Source organism: Nostoc paludosum FACHB-159 (assembly GCF_014698835.1).
Lineage (GTDB): Bacteria > Cyanobacteriota > Cyanobacteriia > Cyanobacteriales > Nostocaceae > Nostoc > Nostoc paludosum.
Window position 1 is genome coordinate 164,175 of record NZ_JACJTU010000002.1, and the last position, 19,047, is coordinate 183,221.

General features: G+C 42.4%; 9 protein-coding genes. 4 read left to right on the plus strand and 5 right to left on the minus strand.

What is annotated here, in order from left to right:
- Positions 1-166: 166 nt before the first annotated feature.
- The 3 genes from H6H03_RS03115 to H6H03_RS41120 all read right to left on the minus strand — a co-directional run bounded on the left by H6H03_RS03115 (position 167) and on the right by H6H03_RS41120 (position 2,050).
- The gene (locus H6H03_RS03115) at positions 167-403 is read right to left on the minus strand and encodes a hypothetical protein (protein ID WP_190953675.1); all 237 of its coding nucleotides are present in this window, start codon (positions 401-403) and stop codon (positions 167-169) included.
- Positions 404-1,225: 822 nt separating this feature from the next.
- Positions 1,226-1,570 carry a hypothetical protein gene (locus tag H6H03_RS03120; RefSeq protein ID WP_190953676.1) on the minus strand — a complete coding sequence of 115 codons (345 nt, stop codon included), beginning with the start codon at positions 1,568-1,570 and terminating at the stop codon, positions 1,226-1,228.
- 351 nt (positions 1,571-1,921) lie between these two features.
- A complete protein-coding gene (locus H6H03_RS41120) occupies positions 1,922-2,050 on the minus strand; it encodes a hypothetical protein (RefSeq protein ID WP_277926134.1) in 129 nt (42 codons plus the stop codon).
- Positions 2,051-2,177: 127 nt separating this feature from the next.
- Here H6H03_RS41120 and H6H03_RS03125 point away from each other — a divergent pair, with 127 nt between their 5' ends.
- Entirely contained in the window at positions 2,178-3,881 is a 1,704-nt protein-coding gene (locus H6H03_RS03125) for a M14 family metallopeptidase (protein WP_190953677.1), read from the plus strand.
- 173 nt (positions 3,882-4,054) lie between these two features.
- Here H6H03_RS03125 and H6H03_RS03130 read toward each other — a convergent pair whose 3' ends face one another.
- Positions 4,055-8,956 (minus strand): calcium-binding protein, encoded by a 4,902-nt coding sequence (locus tag H6H03_RS03130; RefSeq protein ID WP_190953678.1) that lies wholly within the window; start codon positions 8,954-8,956, stop codon positions 4,055-4,057.
- 278 nt (positions 8,957-9,234) lie between these two features.
- Here H6H03_RS03130 and H6H03_RS03135 point away from each other — a divergent pair, with 278 nt between their 5' ends.
- The 3 genes from H6H03_RS03135 to H6H03_RS03145 all read left to right on the plus strand — a co-directional run bounded on the left by H6H03_RS03135 (position 9,235) and on the right by H6H03_RS03145 (position 18,133).
- Positions 9,235-9,699 carry a GNAT family N-acetyltransferase gene (locus H6H03_RS03135; protein ID WP_190953679.1) on the plus strand — a complete coding sequence of 155 codons (465 nt, stop codon included), beginning with the start codon at positions 9,235-9,237 and terminating at the stop codon, positions 9,697-9,699.
- A 196-nt stretch (positions 9,700-9,895) separates the two neighbouring features.
- Positions 9,896-12,211, plus strand: a complete 2,316-nt coding sequence (locus tag H6H03_RS03140; RefSeq protein ID WP_190953680.1) for a response regulator — start codon at positions 9,896-9,898, stop codon at positions 12,209-12,211.
- 291 nt (positions 12,212-12,502) lie between these two features.
- Positions 12,503-18,133 carry a PAS domain S-box protein gene (locus H6H03_RS03145; RefSeq protein WP_190953681.1) on the plus strand — a complete coding sequence of 1,877 codons (5,631 nt, stop codon included), beginning with the start codon at positions 12,503-12,505 and terminating at the stop codon, positions 18,131-18,133.
- 178 nt (positions 18,134-18,311) lie between these two features.
- Here H6H03_RS03145 and H6H03_RS03150 read toward each other — a convergent pair whose 3' ends face one another.
- Entirely contained in the window at positions 18,312-19,004 is a 693-nt protein-coding gene (locus H6H03_RS03150; protein ID WP_190953682.1) for a nuclear transport factor 2 family protein, read from the minus strand.
- Between the last annotated feature and the right edge of the window lie 43 nt (positions 19,005-19,047).

The window sequence follows — 19,047 nt, forward strand, 5'->3', positions numbered from 1 at the left end:
AACCGATTCTGGTGTTTACCCCACAGTAGCGTGAAATATTTCTTTGCCGTTAACAGTCATCACTCAACAGTCAACCCTATTTTCAAGCTAGAGAACGCACCCAGAAAAGCAAAAATTTTATCGGATGGAGAAACCTCCATCCAAAAGTTGAAAAACAACCTGTAATTTAAATCACAGCTTCTTCACGTTGACAATCAAACACAACCACGAAAGAAGCGTTTGGAAACTCCTGGCGTAAGTGCTGTATATAACCATCTGCATTAGAACGACTACGGAAGCGAGCAACAATTTCCCGTTCTGTATCAGGAAGCAAACGAGCGATCGCCCAAGAATTTAGGCGCTCTTTGTAGGCAATACTCTGATTTCCTGACTTGGAAGCTTTGTATTCAGTATTTTCTGGCATAATTATCTTTTCCGTATGAAGTTTCATGAAGGGCGTTAATTAGTTTCTAGGTAGGAATGCACTAACGCTTTTTTTTTAAGCTGCTGCCACCTTGTTATTCGATTATTTATGAATTGTCAACACTGAGAGCAATATTTGAAACAAAGTAAATTTTAAATTGCAAGTGCTTATGACCTTCAAAGCTTGAATGTACAAGAGTTTTCAGAATAAAAAAATACTCAAGCTAAAAGTAAAGATAAGTATTAATGGGCAACTTTAATTGGTACACGTAAGTAAATCCTGTATAAGTAGTGAAATAGGCAATAAATCCCAAAGTTCAAAACTCCGACCGATCAAAAAAGTCGGGTTCTTGTTGTTTTTAAATTATAAAAAAGCGTCTTTTATTCGATTCCTTCTTGCGATGGGAATACCCTCTCACACTACTTTCCGTTAAAAATCATCAATCATACAGTCTAAAATCAACACCAAATGCCATCCCTAAAAAGAGATGGGTTTAGCTTAATTATAACTGCTATGGCAGTCCTAAATCATTTGTGAAAATTATATATCTCTTTCTTCTTTCTTATCTTTGCATCCTACCCTACGGTAAGCCACTAGGTGTCTAGGCGTTCTTCTCTAACGAGAGGCTACGCGTTGGGGAAGCCTCTTGCAGAGAAAGCGTCGTTTCCTTATCAATATTTTTCACGAGTCATTTAGGATTGCTATATATAGAAATCATATTTGATTTTTGAAAAAATCATTAAACTTATGCCTTCCTTTTTCTGTGTTCCCTGTTTTCTACCCAGACAAATAAATTCTCCGAATCAAACCTGATTCTTATACCTATTTATCTAATAGTGATTCAAATTCAGCTTGTAAAGCGGTTATATCTGCCAACCTTGTGATTAATAAATTATCTTTCCCAGCATTAGTTAAACATAATTTCCAATAACGAATACTGTCTGAATTATTTACCCAAAACTGAATCACTGTATCTACAACTCTATCCATATTCCAACCCCGCTGCGCTGGAACTGATTCTAGAGATTTGAGAAATGTATCTAGCGTACAGGTATGCATTCCCAAATATTCTACGCCTTGGCGGGCTGGTTGTTCCCAACTCTGTTGTTGGCGATCAAAAAACTGTAAAAGTGGAGATACTCCTACAATATCAAAAGTGTATTTCATAGTAATCCTCCCAGTTTTTAATTACTACCGTGAAATTTGTATTCTTAAAATAATGTTTTACAAATACCTAAAGCATCTAGAAAAAGTGTAATTCCTGTCTATATCGTAGGTATTAAAATAAAATTTCAAACTCAGAATGTAATCAGGGAGTGATTTAAGCTCACTTATTCCTTCAGCATTCCACAAAATTTAATTTGAGAATTCTGACGAATAGCTCCTGAATTATTTCCTATGAAATTTTAGTTAAAATTTAGCACTTGCAAGCTGAGAGTGCTAAATTAGATTTAGTTCTTAGACCTGTTATTAATTAGTTTCAGGCATAAATTTTAGGATTGTATATATTTTTAATAATTATTTAATAAGTTTATTGAGGAAATTCGAGAAATTATTTTGAGAGTGAAGACGACTAACAGATTCTTCATCTTTGGCTTCTTCTGGCTGAAATGACTCAGCACTTTTAGCGATGCCTACGGTGGTCACTGAGCTTTGTCGAAGTGACCACCGTAGGCATCGCACTTTTTTGGTTGCTCTTGAGCTATGGCCGGATGCTTGATTCGTCAGTGATATTGTAGATTTACGATTGACAGGTGCATAGTGAGGTTTAGTTATGCCAGATGTTCGATTTGATAAATATTACCGTTACGAAGACCTGACACCTATTCTTCACGGTTATGCTGAGGAATTTCCGCAATTAGTACGCATCGAAAGCATCGGCAAGAGTTACGAACAACGTGACATCTGGCTATTAACGGTTACTAACTTCGCCACTGGTTTAGATGTAGAAAAACCTGCTCTCTGGATTGATGGCAACATCCACGCCACTGAACTGGCGCCGTCGAGTGTTTGCCTGTACTTTTTGCAAACGTTAGTTACAGCCTACGGCACCCACCCAGAAATTACCCGTTGTTTGGATACGCGTACCTTCTATATTTGTCCCCGCGTTAACCCTGATGGTGCGGAGTTGGCACTAGCTGACAAGCCGAAATTTATTCGCTCAGCCACCCGTCCCTATCCCCATGATGAAGAACCCAACGACGGGTTAGTCATGTCAGATATCGATGGCGATGGTCGGATTTTGCTGATGCGAATCCCCGATGCCAATGGCGCTTGGAAAGTATGCCCCAGCGAACCACGGTTGTTGGTGCGACGCGAACCAACAGAAATAGGTGGTCAGTATTATCGCTTACTGCCAGAAGGATTAATAGAAAATTATGACGGAGTTCAGATTCAGATTCAGCCTACTAAAGAAGGATTAGACTTAAACCGGAATTTTCCATCTTTGTGGCGGCAAGAATTTGAGCAACCGGGGGCTGGTTCCTATCCAACATCGGAAACAGAAGTACGATCGCTCGTCGATTTTATCACCACACATCTGAATATTACAGGGGCGATCGCTTTTCATACGTATAGCGGTGTCCTCATCCGTCCTTACACCCACCTTAGCGACGACGAATTCCCGGTTAACGACCTCCGCACTTACCAACGCATTGGCGAAAAAGGTACTGAACTCACCCAATACCCAGCGATTTCTGCTTTTCATGAATTTCGTTACGACCCCAAAGACGTAATTACAGGTACATTTGATGACTGGGCTTATGAATATCAAGGTTTATTTGCCTGGACAGTAGAAGTGTGGAGTCCCCAGCGCCAAGCCGGAATCGCTGATTACAAATACATTGACTGGCGGCGAGAACACCCTTTAGAAGATGATTTGAAACTCCTGCGCTGGAACGACGAAAAACTATCAGGTAAGGGTTACATAGATTGGTATCCCTTCGACCATCCCCAACTTGGAAAGATTGAACTGGGTGGTTGGGATACAATGTACGCTTGGACAAATCCACCTCCAGAGTTTCTCGAAAAGGAAATAGCCCTGTTCCCTGAGTGGTTGGTGTGGCATCTGTTGATTTCCCCTCGTTTAGAAATTTATGAAGCCAGCGTTCAGAACTTGGGTAATGATACTTATCGAGTGCGATTAGTAATACATAATACAGGCTGGTTGCCTACATACATCACCCAAAAAGCCTTGGATAAAAAGCTGGTACGAGGTTGCATCTGTGAAATTGAATTGCCTGATGGTGCAATATTGGTAACAGGTAAGCGCCGTGAAGAGTTAGGTCAATTAGAAGGACGTGCCTACAAACCTTCAGTACCTTCTAGACCACAAAGAGATCCTACCAGCGATCGCGCCAAGGTGGAATGGTTAGTACGTGCTACCCAAGGTAGCACAGTTAAATTGCTAGCTCGTCACGAACGTGCGGGCGTTGTTCGCACCGAATTGTTATTAGTCATTAGTCAAAGTAATTCGTAATTGATAATTCGTAATTCGTAATTACACCCCATAACGCATATTGGGGCTTGAATAATGAATAACTTTTTTATTTTCCATTAATAAATTAAGGAGCTTGTATCCTCAATTTATTAATTACGAATTACGAATTACGAATTACGAATTATTTTGACCAATGCTCGCACCGCGAACGGTTATGAGTAATTAAAGTAACCGCTAGTTAGACTCAACCCAGTTTGAGCATCAATAAGAGCAATCAATTCATCGGGTTCGGTTCCTGGTTTATCTCTAAATAGCTGGGTGTTGGTACCAGAGATAACTAAACGATAATCAGTACTTACACCTCGAAGTTGAATGAAATCATCAGTGGTGCTAAAGTCAGTGATTCTCGCATAGCTGTCTGTTCCCGCAGTTTGGGGATTATTGTCATCGTAAAAGACTGTATTTGTATCTCCTAAAACAAAGCGATCGCGTCCCAAACCTCCTGTTAAAATGTCTATTTGACTTAGACTGGGGCTAGTTCCACTGCCATTGAGAGTATCATTACCTGCACCGCCTCGGAGAGTATCGCTGAGGTTTCCTCCCCTCAAGTTATCTGCTTGTGAGGTGCCAAGAATATCAAACTGCTCAATATTGAAGTAGGAAATAGTACTATCGCCTGCGGAAATGATGCCACTGCCATTATTACCCACAGTGGTAGAGATTCCAGCAGCAGTAATGGTAGAGTAGTCAACCTTGAGTAAATCCGTTTCTGTGCCGCCATCTACATAATCAGCACCGAGTCCGGGGTCTAAGGTATCATTACCTTCTTCGCCCCGCAGTCCAGCGAAGTAATTAATGGGAATCAGTTCACCAGGATCGACGATAAAATTACCGTTAGTATCAATGAAGACATATTCTGTATACAGAAGGGTATCCCTATCATTACCAGAGCCACCTTTGAGGTAATCGTCTCCTTCCCCAGCGTAGAGACCATCTGAGCCACCATCACCTGAGAGGCTGTCATTACCTACCCCACCAAAGATCAAATCGTTCTCAGCTTGCCCGGAAACGGTATCATTGCCTGTATCACCATAAATGCGGTCTTTGCCGCTGCCTGTGATAATGTTATCGTTGCCATCTCCGCCTTCTATAATATCTTGCCGAGTAGTAGCACTGAAATTCAAAACATCGTTACCACTGCCAGATATGAAGTTAACAGATTCGATATCTTTGAAATTGACATCGTTTAAAACTGCGAAGACACTAGCATTGGTGTAGGTAACAGTAAAGTTAGTAGTGATGGTATTGCCTGAACGGTCTAATTGTAGAGTATCAATACCATTGCCGCCAATAATCGTATCGGCTCCTTCGGCGGGGTTGAAATAGTCATCACCGTCTCCGCCCAAGAGGCTATCATTACCTGCACCTCCGTAAAGATTATCGTTGCCTTCTCCTCCTAAGAGGGTATCATTACCTGCTTCTCCATAAAGATTATCGTTGCCTGCTTGTCCTAAGAGACTATCTTGACCAAGACCACCTCTAAATTCTTCATTTCCCACACTGCCAGAGATGGTGTCATTGCCATCTCTGCCTTCAACATAGTTATTGCCAATGGCAGCACTTAAATTCAGGTTATCATTGCCACTTCCAGATAACAGACTAATGGTTTCTATTTCTCTAAAGGTGGTATCGGCAATGGTAGTTAAGGTATTGACATTGGTGTAGTTTAGTGTTAAAGCAACAGATTGATCGGAATGGTCTAAATCGAGAAGGTCTGAGCCAGTTCCTCCCAAGATAGTATCGGCTCCTTCTTCTGGCTTGAGATAGTCATTACCTTCCCCACCTAAGAGGCTATCATTACCTGTACCTCCGTAAAGGGAATCATTGCCTTCTCCCCCTAAGATGGTATCATTACCTGCCTCTCCATAAAGATTATCATTGCCTGCTTGTCCTAAAAGACTATCTTGACCAAGACCACCTCTAAATTCTTCATTGCCTACACTTCCTGAGATGGTGTCATTTCCGTTTCTGCCTTCGACATAGTTATTACCAATGGCTGCACTTAAGTTGATATTATCGTTGCCACTGCCCGACAATAAACGGATGGTTTCAACTTGTCTAAAGGTGCTGTCAGCGATGGTAGCAAAAACATTAAGATCGACGTAATTCAGGGTTAAGGGGGTCGATAAATCAGAATGATCTAATTCGAGGTAATCTGAACCTGCTCCCCCAACAATAGTATCTGCTCCTGTCCCTGGTCTTAAAGTGTCGTTGCCGTCTCCCCCGTCGAGGCTATCAATGCCTGAACCACCATCAAGCTCGTCATCGCCATCTTCGCCTAAAAGGGTGTCGTTGCCTGAACCGCCGTAGAGTCCACCGAAGCGACTAGTGCCCAAAAGACCCAAATAGGTGCTATCGTTATCATCTCCAGTACCACCTTTGAGCAAATCATCGCCATCATCACCATACAGTCCATCACTGCTGGCTCCTCCTGTGACGGTATCGTTGCCAATTCCCGCCAAAATTAAGTCGTTACCTATTGCTGTGGTAATGTTGTCGTTACCTGCTCCACCTTGGACAGTGTTATTGCCAATAGCAGCAGAAATATTGAGGCTGTCACTACCACTGCCAGAAACCAGGTTGATGACTTCTATTTCTTTGAAGGGTACGCCGCCTGTGGCGAAAATATTGGCGTCGGTATAACCAACAGTAAAGTTAGTTGTGCCACCACCATTGTCTAAATAAAGGGTGTCATAACCAGAACCGCCAATAACGGTGTCTGCTCCTCCTCCCAAGTCGAGATAGTCATTGCCTGCTCCGCCATCAAGGCTATCATTGCCTGCTCCACCGTAGAGATCGTCATTGCCATCTTCGCCTAAAAGGGTGTCGTTACCGGCTCCGCCATAGAGTCCTCCGTAGCGACTACTGCCCAAAAGACCCAAATAGGTGCTATCGTTGTCATCCCCAGTACCACCTCTGAGGAAATCATCGCCATCATCACCATAGAGTCCGTCAGTACCGGCTCCTCCTGTGACGGTATCGTTGCCAATTCCCGCCAAAATTAAGTCGTTACCTATGCCTGTGGTAATGTTATCGTTGCCTGCTCCACCTTGGACAGTGTTATTGCCAATGGCAGCAGAAATATTGAGACTGTCACTACCACTGCCAGAAACCAGGTTGATGACTTCTATTTCTTTGATGGGTAAACCTGTGGAAAAAACGCTGGCGTTGGTGTAGCCAATAGTAAAGTTAGTCGTGCCACCACTATTGTCTAAATACAAGGTGTCATAACCAGAACCCCCAATAATGGTATCTAGTCCACCGCCAAGGTCGAAGTAGTCGTTGCCAACTCCGCCATCAAGGCTATCATTGCCTGCTCCACCGTAGAGATCGTCATTGCCATCTTCGCCTAAAAGGGTGTCGTTCCCTGCACCGCCATAGAGTCCTCCGTAGCGACTCGTATCAAAAAATCCTAAATAGGTGCTATCATTATCATCCCCAGTACCACCTCTGAGAAAATCATCCCCATCGTCGCCATAGAGTCCATCATTGCCAGCACCACCATTGAGGGTGTCATTGCCATCTTCTCCAACGAGTAGGTCATTGGCTGAACCCGTTTCGATCGCATCGTTACCAATTCCACCAAAGACTGTATCTTTACCAGTGGTTGCCGAGATTTTGATGCTGTCATTGCCTGTACTAGCAATGATATAAATGCTTTCAACTCCCTGAATTTTCACCCGGTCAGTAGCTAGTGCTGAGGTATCGTTGAGGTAGTTAATTATCAGGGGTGTGGTTTCTCCGGTATAGTCGATGTTAAGGGTGTCAATGCCTGTACCGCCGATGACACTATCAATGCCGATACCTGGGTCAAGATAGTCAGCGCCATCTCCGCCGTTGAGGGTATCATTGCCAGCACCGCCATAGAGTCCTCCGTAGCGACTCGTATCAAAAAATCCCAAATAGGTGCTATCATTATCATCCCCAGCACCACCAACGAGGGAGTCATTTCCATCGTCGCCATAGAGTCCATCATTGCCAGCACCACCATTGAGGGTGTCATTGCCATCTTCTCCAACGAGTAGGTCATTGGCTGAACCCGTTTCGATCGCATCGTTACCAATTCCACCAAAGACTGTATCTTTACCAGTGGTTGCCGAGATTTTGATGCTATCATTGCCTGTACTAGCAATGATATAAATGCTTTCAACTCCCTGAATTTTCACCCGGTCAGTAGCTAGTGCTGAGGTATCGTTGAGGTAGTTAATTATCAGGGGTGTGGTTTCTCCGGTATAGTCGATGTTAAGGGTGTCAATGCCTGTACCGCCGATGACACTATCAATGCCGATACCTGGGTCAAGATAGTCAGCGCCATCTCCGCCGTTGAGGGTATCATTGCCAGCACCGCCATAGAGTCCTCCGTAGCGACTCGTATCAAAAAATCCCAAATAGGTACTATCATTATCATCCCCAGCACCACCAACGAGGGAGTCATTTCCATCGTCGCCATAGAGTCCATCATTGCCAGCACCACCATTAAGGGTGTCATTGCCACCAAAACCAATCAAAAGATCGTTGTCAATGCCACCGACGAGATTATTTGCATTGTTGTCGCCAAAATAGTTCGCTTCTTCTACTTGGATTTGCTGACCATTAAGGGTAATCGTGGCGCGGTCATCTTCCGCTTTTAGCACGTCTAAGGTTTCAGTGTCTAGAAATTTACCTTGTACTAAGGCTGCAAAAATTGCTCCTTCATCCCCTCGTGTATCTTTTTTGTTAATGTAAGTGTCAATAAAATGTCCAATTTCTTCTAATAAAACTGCGTTAATCGATTCACTAGAGGCACTTGCAACAAATTTATCAGACAGATAAATTGTATTCTTGCTGGCAGCATAAGCCCCGATCGCATTACCCAGAATGCTGCTATTAATTACCTCAATTTTAGGTAATTCAGTAAAATCACCAGCTTGCCATTGCGATCGCAGTTTTTCCGCACTAGTACTATTGTATTTACCAAAAACAGTATCTAACAAATTCCAGAAGTTTTCGGAATCAGAAAAGGCGTTTAGTTGGTTGTGTAACTGTGTCAGCAAGGGTTTTAAGGAAAAAGTCATAAAATATATTTTCTACGTAAAATGGGTAATATCACCAGAGTTAGATGATATACTTAGGTAAGACGTAGCATAGTATATCTTAGTAGTTCAAAAACACATATAAAACTCATCTTTAATTTTTGAAATACAGTTAGTTAACCCGCTAAAACTGTCGATTCGTCAGCTAAACAAGATCTTGCACACCCTAAATCTACTGAATTGACATTCGCGTAATTTGACATTTGGTGAAGATGCAAATTGTCAAATACACTTTTTGCCATAACTAGTAAACTACAGCTTTGTCTAAAACCCCAATCACCGTTCGCCTAATTGCACGCGACGAACTTCCCCAACTTGTGGTGTTGTATCAACATCTCAATCCTGTTGATGCACCTCTACCTGCTGATGATGTGTTAGAGTCCATCTGGGAGCAAATTCTGGGCGATCCGCATTTGTATTACATAGTTGCTGACATTGGTGGTGAGTTAGTGGCTACGTGTAACTTAACCATTGTTCTCAACTTGACACGGGGCGCACGTCCATACGGGATTATTGAAAATGTTGTCACTCACTTTGATTATCGCCGACAGGGATTTGGAACACGGGTGCTACATTATGCTTTGGATTTGGCATGGCAGCAAAACTGTTACAAAGTGATGCTTCTAACTAGCTCAAAAAGTGAGGAGACGTTGCGCTTCTACGAACGCGCAGGATTCAAGCGCGGAGTAAAAACTGGATTCATTGCCCGACCTCCTCTGGAATAGAGACGTTGCAATGCAACAATGTAGAGACGTTGCATTGCAACGTCTCTACAAGGATGTTGATATTATGCATAATCGTTTTTATACATCAAATCAACAATAGCGATTATTTATTTATATTTTTTTGTTGTAGAAAATTAACTATTTAGTCTACTATCTTTTTTGGGGAATGTAGCAAGTTATATATTGGACGGGTGCGATGAGAATCTTGCTAATCGAAGATGAGGAAGTTTTAGCAAGTGTCTTGTTGAAGTCTTTGACTAAACAACACTATGTTGTAGATGTGGCACAGGACGGGCAAATGGGTTGGGAATACACCCAAAATGCCACTTACGATCTGCTGCTCATAGATGTAGGATTGCCGAAAGTGGACGGGATTACATTGTGTCAGCGATTACGTTCTGGTGGATGTTTTACTCCGATTCTGTTGATGACGGCGAAAGATGGAACTAAAGAGCGGATTCAGGGACTCGATGCAGGTGCCGACGATTATCTAATCAAGCCTTTGGATTTGGGAGAACTGCAAGCAAGGATACGGGCGCTACTACGTCGAGGCGATCGCCCTATTACCCCGATACTAGAAGTAGGCGCACTACGACTAGATCCGAGTAGTTGCGAAGTCACCTATAACAACAAACTCATAGAATTGACTGCCAAAGAATACAGTTTGATGGAGCTATTTCTTCGGAATCCCTCCCGTGTTTTTAGTCGTGGGGATATCATTGAGCATTTGTGGACTTTTGACGATCCGCCCCAGGAAGAGACTGTAAAATCACACATTAAATACTTACGACAAAAGTTAAAAGCAGCCGGAGCAGTAGATTGGATTGAAAACGTTTATGGTTTGGGATATCGGCTCAATCCTGGAAAAGAGGAGGGGAAGCAGGGGAAGCAGGGGGGGAAAGAAAAATCGGAAGTTGCAAGTTCTCCTGTTGAGGAGCAGTTTCAGCAAGCAATGGGTGGCTTGTGGAAACAATACGAAGGGTTGATGCTGCAACGACTGGCGGTGCTAGAAGAATTAGCCGCTGCGCTTTCTCACAAATCAATGCCCAATGCCCAGTTACGCAAATCCGCAGAACGAGAGGCGCATAAATTAGCTGGTGTCTTGGGAATGTTTGAACAAGACAATGGCACTCAAATAGCGCGGGAAATTGAACAGATTTTAGGAAAAGATGGGGATTTGTCTGTAGGTGAAAAGCGGCAATTGCTGACGCTGATTGAAGATTTGGGTAAATTAATTAATCAAATGGGGCAAAAGGTAGATAATCAAACTACTACAGCGATCTCCCCAGAAATTTGTAGCCAATTAATATTAATCGACCCCAATCTCCAACTAGGTTCTCAATTGCAACAACTTGTTGAATGCATGGGAATGTGTTGGCAGCAAATTACAAACTTAGAGGATGCAAAAAACTTTTTACAAACCACATCCCCAGATTTAGTAGTACTAAATGTAGATGAAGTAGGGCAACGCCAAGAAAGTTTAGCATTGCTGTCAGAATTAGCAACGCGTACCCCAGCCGTACCCGTGCTAGTGCTGGCTGGTAATGATGAGTTAGTAGAACGCGTAGCTTTTGCTCAGTGCGGGGCGCGGGGTTTTTTAGCCAAACCTGTAACGGCTGCTCAGGTGTGGGATGTTTCGTCTCAACTATTACAACGTACTCGCTCTTTGCGGATCAATGTATTGGCAGTAGATGACGATCCCCTGATTTTAGCAGCACTGCGCCCAATGTTAGAACCTTGGGGTATGCGGATGACGGCATTAGACAATCCCTTACGTTTCTGGGAGGTACTGCAATCGACGACACCGGATTTGTTGATTTTAGATGTAGATATGCCCCAAATCAGCGGCATTGAACTTTGCCAAGCAGTTCGTACCGATCCCCAATGGCAAGAATTACCAATTGTGTTTCTCACTGCTCATCGAGAAATCAAAATTGTACAGCAGGTGTTTGCTGTGGGGGGAGATGATTATGTGATTAAACCTGTTGTTGGAGCCGAATTATTAGCACGTATTACCCATCGCCTAGAACGCAGTCGTTTACTTCAGTCTCTTTCTACGAAAGATCCTTTAACAGGAATAGCAAATCAGTTCCACTCTCGCCGCAATTTGGAACACTTAATTACTCAAGCCCAGAAAAATCAGCAATCTGTTTGTTTGGCGATTTTGAGTGTGAATGATTTGCGTCAAATTAATATTAAATATGGTCATGAATCTGGTAATCAAGTATTACAAAGATGGAGTCGCTTATTTCAATCGGAGTTTTGCAGTGGTGAAGTGTTAGGTTATTGGGGTAACGGAGATTTTGTAGTGGGAATTTCTGGCTTAACAAAACCAGAAATTAACCATCGCTTGAGTGAGATTTTAACTACATTACGCCAGCAAATATTCACAGCTTTTGATGGCGATCGCTTTCAGGTAACATGTAACTTTGCTGTAGTCGAATACCCCAGTGATGGACTAACAATTCAATCTTTATATCAATTAGCCACTAAGCACTTTCAAGGTGGATAAGTAGAACAGCGTAAAAAAACCAAAATATGTAACTAAAAGTAAAGTTGCCCAAAAAACTCTTCCCTTCTGCCTTCTGCCTCCTGCCTTCTGCCTTTCTTTGTAAAAACTGCTGTGACTTCCGTAAAAGTTGAAGGGAATGTGTAGTTTTACTGTAGCCGAATATTCCAGCGATGGAGTAGCGATACAATCACTATACATATTTATGAGTATCATCAACATCACATGATTATTAATTTGTAAAGGGTTTAACTGAGGGTTATTAGGAATTATTTGAAAAGGAGTCAGTCGTTGATGAGTAGACAACAGCTACAGGTGAAGCAATTGCAAACCACCTTGAATAAGATGGAAGTCACACTGGATGCGATCGCTGATGCTGTAGTCTGGGTGGGAGAAGACCAACGTATTCAATGGTGCAATTCTAGCTTTGAGTTTTTGGTTAACCAAGCCCACGGTACTGTCTGCGGCTTGAGGTTAATTGACTTGCTACCTTTAACACAAGCTGGGCAGTTACTTACTTTGCCAGCCTATCCCGATATCAGGATACTGAATGGGGAATATCAAACAACAAATTATCAATTGCAGCAAAGTCAAGGGACTTTAACATTACAAATTTCCGGTAACTCTATCGGATTAACTGATGAGAAATGTGCAATATTGGTGATTCGCAATATCACTGAAACGAAACAAGCTCAAGAATCCTTGCAAGAAGTTGAGGAACGGTTACAAACATTAATTAACGCTACACCAGATATCATCTGTTTAAAAGATGGTGAGGGAAAATGGTTGCTATCCAACCAAGCTAACTTGGAATTTTTAGAGCTAGAAGGTGTAGATTATCGAGGCAAAACTGACTCAGAATTAGCAGAATTTAGCACTTTTTACCGGGATGCTTTATTAAATTGCAGCGAAACAGATGAACAATCTTGGCAGTTGGGATCTGTGCATCGGGTAGAAGAGATTGTACCCCGACCTGATGGCACAACGAGCAGTTTAGATATGATTAAAGCTCCTTTGTTTCACCAGGATGGTAGACGCAAAGCAATGCTTGTTTTAGGGCGCGATATTAGCGATCGCAAAAAAACCCAGCTAGCTCTAGAAAATTCTTTGTCTTTGTTAAATGCTATCTTTGAATCAATTCAAGATGGGATCTTAGTAGTAAATACTTGCAGTAATATCACTAGTTATAATCAAAAGTTCTTAGAAATGTGGTCGATTCCACCAGAACTTTTGAGCGAACCAAGTCATCCTCGGCGGCTAGCACATCTGGCAAACCAAGTAAAAGACCCCGATGGATTTTTACAACGCGTCCGAGAGTTATACCAAAACCCAGAAGTAGTTAGTTACGACTCCTTAGAACTGCGCGATGGCAGAATATTTGAGCGCTACTCGTGTCCTCAGCGCGTCGGCGAACAGATTATTGGTAGAGTGTGGAGTTTTCGCGACGTTACTCAACGTCAAAGGGCAGAAGAAGCACTGCGGCAAAGTGAGTTGGAATACCGCAGTATTTTTGAAGCTATCAATGATGGACTGTTTATTACTGAAATAGAAACTGAAACAGTCATCGAAATAAATCCTGCTGCTTGTCAAATGCACGGCTATACCTACGAAGAATTTATAGGTTTGCATCCATCTGCTTATATTCACCCAGATTCACATCCTGTTTTTAATGAGTTTGTGGAAAAAACACGAGCTGGCGAGCAATTTTATGGACAAGCAGTTGATATCTGCAAAGATGGCACTTTAATTGATGTGGAAGTTAAAGGAACGACTTGTATTTATAATGGCAAGCCACATATTTTAGCAATAGTCCGAGATATTACTGCTCGCAAACGCACTCAGGAAGCCTTACGCCAAAGTGAAGCACAATATCGCGATTTGGTGCAGACAGCCAATTGTATCATTCTGCGTTGGGATAGTAACGGTGACATTATATTTTTGAATGACTACGGTCAAAGGCTTTTTGGTTTCGATTTAGATGAAATTACAGGACGTAATGTTGTTGGTACAATTGTTCCAGAAACAGAAACTTCCGGACGGGACTTGCAGGCGTTAATGGTGGATATTTGCGAGTACCCAGAAAAGTATATATTTAACGAAAACGAGAACTTGTGCAAAAATGGCGATCGCGTTTGGATAGTCTGGGCAAATAAACCGATATTAGATGAACAAGGAAACTTAGTCGAAATTCTTTCAGTCGGCACCGATGCCACAGAACGCAAACGCGCCCAAGCAGCCTTGCAAGAAAATGAGCTAAAATTCCGCAGCATCGTCGAAAATGCCAATGATTTGATATTTGTTCTCTCGCCAGAAGGAATTTTTACTTATCACTCGCCCAATGTAACTGCAATTATGGGTTACGCCTTGGAGGAAATCGAAGGCCATTCTGTGGTAGAGTTTACCAAACCTGAAGATTTACCAACTAGCGCCGCCGCCTTACAAAGGGCGATAACTGGCGAAAAGCTGACTAATATTGAAGTGCGATTGCGACACAAAGACGGTAGTTGGCGATGGTTTAACTTTAACACTTCCACAATCAATACTTCTAGCGGTGAAATTGCGATCGCCGGTGTGGGACGAGACATTACGGAACGCAAGCAAGCAGAAGAAGCCTTGCGTCGTAGTGAAATGAAGTACCGCAATATCTTTGAGAATTCCCAAGTGGGAATTTTTCGTACCCGTCCAGAAGATGGCTTAGTTCTTGATGCTAACGATCGCGGTGCTAATATTTTAGGTTTTGCCAGTGCTTCTGACATAATTAACAAGTATTTTATTCCCGATTTATATGTAAATCCCAACGAACGGGCGCTGGTTGTAAAACAGGTACAAGAATACGGCGAAGTCTGCAATTATGAAGTAGAGATGCGTCGCTTAGATGGTTCTGTGGTGTGGCTATTATTGTCACTGCGGCTCAACTCTGAAGAATCTTGTCTAGATTGTGTAGTTACAGATATTAGCGATCGCAAACAACAAGAACAAGCTTTACGCTTAATTGTTGAGGGTACAGCAGCTAAAACTGGTGATGAATTCTTTAATTCCTGCGTTCGTTATCTTGCCGAAGTATTACAAGTTCAATATGCCCTAGTCACTGAGTTTGGTGATGAGCCAAAAACCAAAGTCCGCACATTAGCATTTTGGTGTTGCGGAAATATTGGTGATAATTTGGAATATGATTTGCGCGGTACTCCTTATCAACACACCTTGGAAGGCAACATGTGTCATTATCTCCAAGGAGTCCAAGCCGCTTTTCCCGAAGATGCAGATTTAGTGGCGATGAATGCCGAAAGTTTTCTTGGCGTTCCTCTCACCAGTTCATCCGGCGACATCATTGGACATCTTGCTGTGATAGATGTCAAACCAATGCAGCCCGATCCTGGACGAGAATTAATTGTCAAAATTTTTGCTGCCCGTGCCGGTGCTGAATTGGAACGCAAACAAGCAGAAGCAGCTTTACAGCAAAGTGAGTTAAAGTTTCGCACTATTGTTGAAAAAGTCAATGATGTGCTGTTTGTAATCAATGCCGATGGGGTTTTTAACTACATTTCTCCAAACATCTTGAAGACTACCGGATTTGACCCTAGCGAAATCGAAGGTAATTCCTTGGCATTATTTACTCATCCTGATGATGTGCCAAAATGTGGAGAAGTTGCCAAAACAGTCCTCGCAACAGGTGAGGGAATTTCGGATATTGAGTTTCGGGGCAGACATCGTAATGGCGGTTGGGTTTGGCAAACTGCTAATATAGCCCGCACACAAGATGCCCAAGGTAACTTTGAGATTGTCGGGGTAGCTCGTGATATTACCGATCGCAAACTAGCAGAAGCAGCCCTGCAACGTCGTACCCAAGCAGAAAGTTTAATCAGTAGCATTTCTCGGCAATTTATTGACCAAGATTTAGAAACAGCAATTAATTTTACACTGCAAGCGATCGCTCAATTTATTGATGCTGAACACAGTTGCATTTTTGAATGCTCCAACGATCAAAAGGAATTTTACCTCATTCATGAATGGTGTGGTGAACATGTTCCACCATTAATTGAAATTGCTAAAGGTTCGCCGGTGGATGTTTTCCCCTATTTCTACGAGCCAATTCTGCGTGGTAGACATCGCCAGATATCTCGCGTACAAGAACTACCGCCCCATCTTCCTGAGCGAAAACTGTTTGAAACCATGTCGTTTCAATCTTTACTCGCTGTACCGATGACTCATGCTGGCAGAGTCGTTGGATTTGTTGGTGCAGCGATGATTCACTCCTCGAAAACCTGGAACCAAGAAGATATTAATCTATTGAAACTGGTTGGTGAAATAATAGCGATCGGTCGAGCCAGACATCAAGCAGAAGAAGCCCTGAGAATTGCCAAAGAAGCTGCCGAAACTGCCAACCGAGCCAAAAGCGCTTTCTTAGCCAACATGAGCCACGAACTCCGCACACCTTTAAATGCGATTCTCGGCTTTTCTCAATTAATGGAACGAGACACCAGCCTCAAATCGAATCAGCGTGAATCTTTAGCTACCATTAACCGTAGTGGAGAACACTTATTAAACCTGATTAACGATGTCTTGGAAATGTCCAAAATTGAAGCCGGACAAATCATTTTCAACCCCGAAGACTTCGACCTTTATTTCTTGTTGCAAACATTACAAGAAATGTTCCAGGTGCGGACACAAGCCAAGCAGTTATTCCTCAAATTTGAAATGTCCCCCAATCTCCCCCGTTACATCCAAACAGATGAAGGTAAACTGCGCCAAATCCTGATTAACCTTTTGGGTAACGCCGTCAAGTTCACTCAGGCTGGCGGGGTAACCTTGCGGGTGAGGTTGGGAAGATGGGGAGATGAGGAGATGACGGAGATGGGGGGCAGGGAGCAGGGAGCAGGGAGCAGGGGAGAAGAGTTTTCCCCTATGCCCCATGACGCCATTTGCTCCACATTTGGAGACCAAATGACCGCAGTGGCTCCCCCATGCCCAATGCCCCAATCCCTAATTTTTGAAATCGAAGACACTGGACGGGGAATAGCACAAGAAGAAATGAATAATTTGTTTCAGCCTTTTGTGCAGACATCAAGTGGTATCCAAACTAAGGAGGGTACTGGATTAGGGTTAACTATTAGCCGCCAGTTTGTGCGATTGTTGGGAGGCGACATTCACATTACCAGTACACCTGGGAAAGGATCTATTTTTAGCTTTGACATCGAAGTAAATTTAATTCCAGCATTAAAAGCTACACCAAAGTTAGGTAAAAGTCGCGTGATTCAACTGGCAGCAAACCAACCAGATTATCGTATTTTAGTGGTTGATGACCGCAAAGAAAACTGCGATTTAATTGTACAATTGCTTGGTAGTGTTGGTTTTAATACCAAAATTGCGAATAATGGACAAGATGCGATCGCTATTTGGCAAAATTGGCAACCCCACTTAATTTGGATGGATATGCGGATGCCTGTAATGAACGGCTATGACGCAACTAAAGAAATTAGAGCTAGGGAAAGAAACATAGATACCAATCACCGCACTGTAATTATCGCTTTAACTGCCAGTGCTTTTGAAGAACAACAAGCAAGTATCTTAGCCGCAGGTTGTGACGACTTAGTTCGTAAGCCATTCCGGGAACAAGTGATTTTTGAAAAAATGGCTGAATATTTGCATGTGGATTATATTTATGCAGAACAAATCAGTGAAAATGCCACAGAGAAAAAGCCGGATAATATTCAATCTCCCATTTTGGATCTTCACTCTGCAATTGCGATGATGCCTGCTGAATGGATATCACAATTAAATCAAGCAGCCATTGAAGTTGATGCCGAGCGAATTTTCCAACTCATTGAACAAATTGAGCCAACTCATTCTAACTTTGCAGAAGAATTAACAAATTTAGTTCGTAACTTTTGCTTTGATGAAATTATCGATTTAACAGAGGATTATTAACAATTCAAAATTCAAAACAGTTGCAGTCGGGGATTTAAACCCCAACTCAACTGATACTACGTGTAATGCTTGGGGTCTTAAACCCTTGAATTTACGATAAAAAGTAAAAAGTAAAAGAAATATGAATTCATTCTTTTACTTTTTAACTTTTTATTTTTGGTTTATTTAGCTTGAAGAATTAGTGTTTTAAGCGAGGTATCTTTGGTCTGACAAAGGTAGGTGAGGAATTAGTGGTTCGAGCATTAGCGGCTGAGGAATCAGTAGCTGAGGAAGCAGCAGCGGAGGAATCAGTTGTTGGGGAACTTAAATTTAAGAAATCGATAAGTTTCAGAGTACGATTACGGATTTTCCACCGTCCATTTTTATTGACGACTTCATCTTCATAAGTGCCATTAGCGACATCGATACTAGTTTCTGAACGTTTATGAGTCGCGTGAAGGTAAGAGGTCATCGTTGCTTGATTATTTTGAACTGAGATGTTTATCGTACCCATCAAGTGTTGCGTAGCTTGATATCCATTTCCTTGGAATACCGAATAAACAAAATCTGCCCAAGAATCTGTCCCATAGCGTGTTTCACTCGCTCCATCAGGAAAAACAGCAGTGAGGACTGCATCCTGAGTAAAACAATTTTGATAAATATTCTTTCCTTCTAATAGATTTCCTCTACCAATGGCGTCAGTTCCCAGGGCGTAACAGTTTGCTAATTTTTGAATTTCTAATTCTGCATTAGGTTGGGCTGCACTTGCTATTTCAAACCTACCTCCAACAAACAGCACAAGAGTAGCTGCTAGCACTATCAAAGTTATGCGATTTAACAAAAACGAGATAGCTTTGGAAATGATTCGCCCATTTTCTCTTCTTTTTTCCACAAGATGACTCCCTTAATTGTGACAATTTTCGCATCTTGTACTT

Excerpts from the sequence above, each read along its gene's own strand:
- H6H03_RS03120 (WP_190953676.1), bottom strand. The coding sequence starts at position 1,570 with ATGAAATACACTTTTGATATTGTAGGAGTATCTCCACTTTTACAGTTT.
- H6H03_RS03125 (WP_190953677.1), top strand. The coding sequence starts at position 2,178 with ATGCCAGATGTTCGATTTGATAAATATTACCGTTACGAAGACCTGACA.
- H6H03_RS03140 (WP_190953680.1), top strand. The coding sequence starts at position 9,896 with ATGAGAATCTTGCTAATCGAAGATGAGGAAGTTTTAGCAAGTGTCTTG.
- H6H03_RS03115 (WP_190953675.1), bottom strand. The coding sequence starts at position 403 with ATGCCAGAAAATACTGAATACAAAGCTTCCAAGTCAGGAAATCAGAGT.
- H6H03_RS03145 (WP_190953681.1), top strand. The coding sequence starts at position 12,503 with ATGAGTAGACAACAGCTACAGGTGAAGCAATTGCAAACCACCTTGAAT.
- H6H03_RS03130 (WP_190953678.1), bottom strand. The coding sequence starts at position 8,956 with ATGACTTTTTCCTTAAAACCCTTGCTGACACAGTTACACAACCAACTA.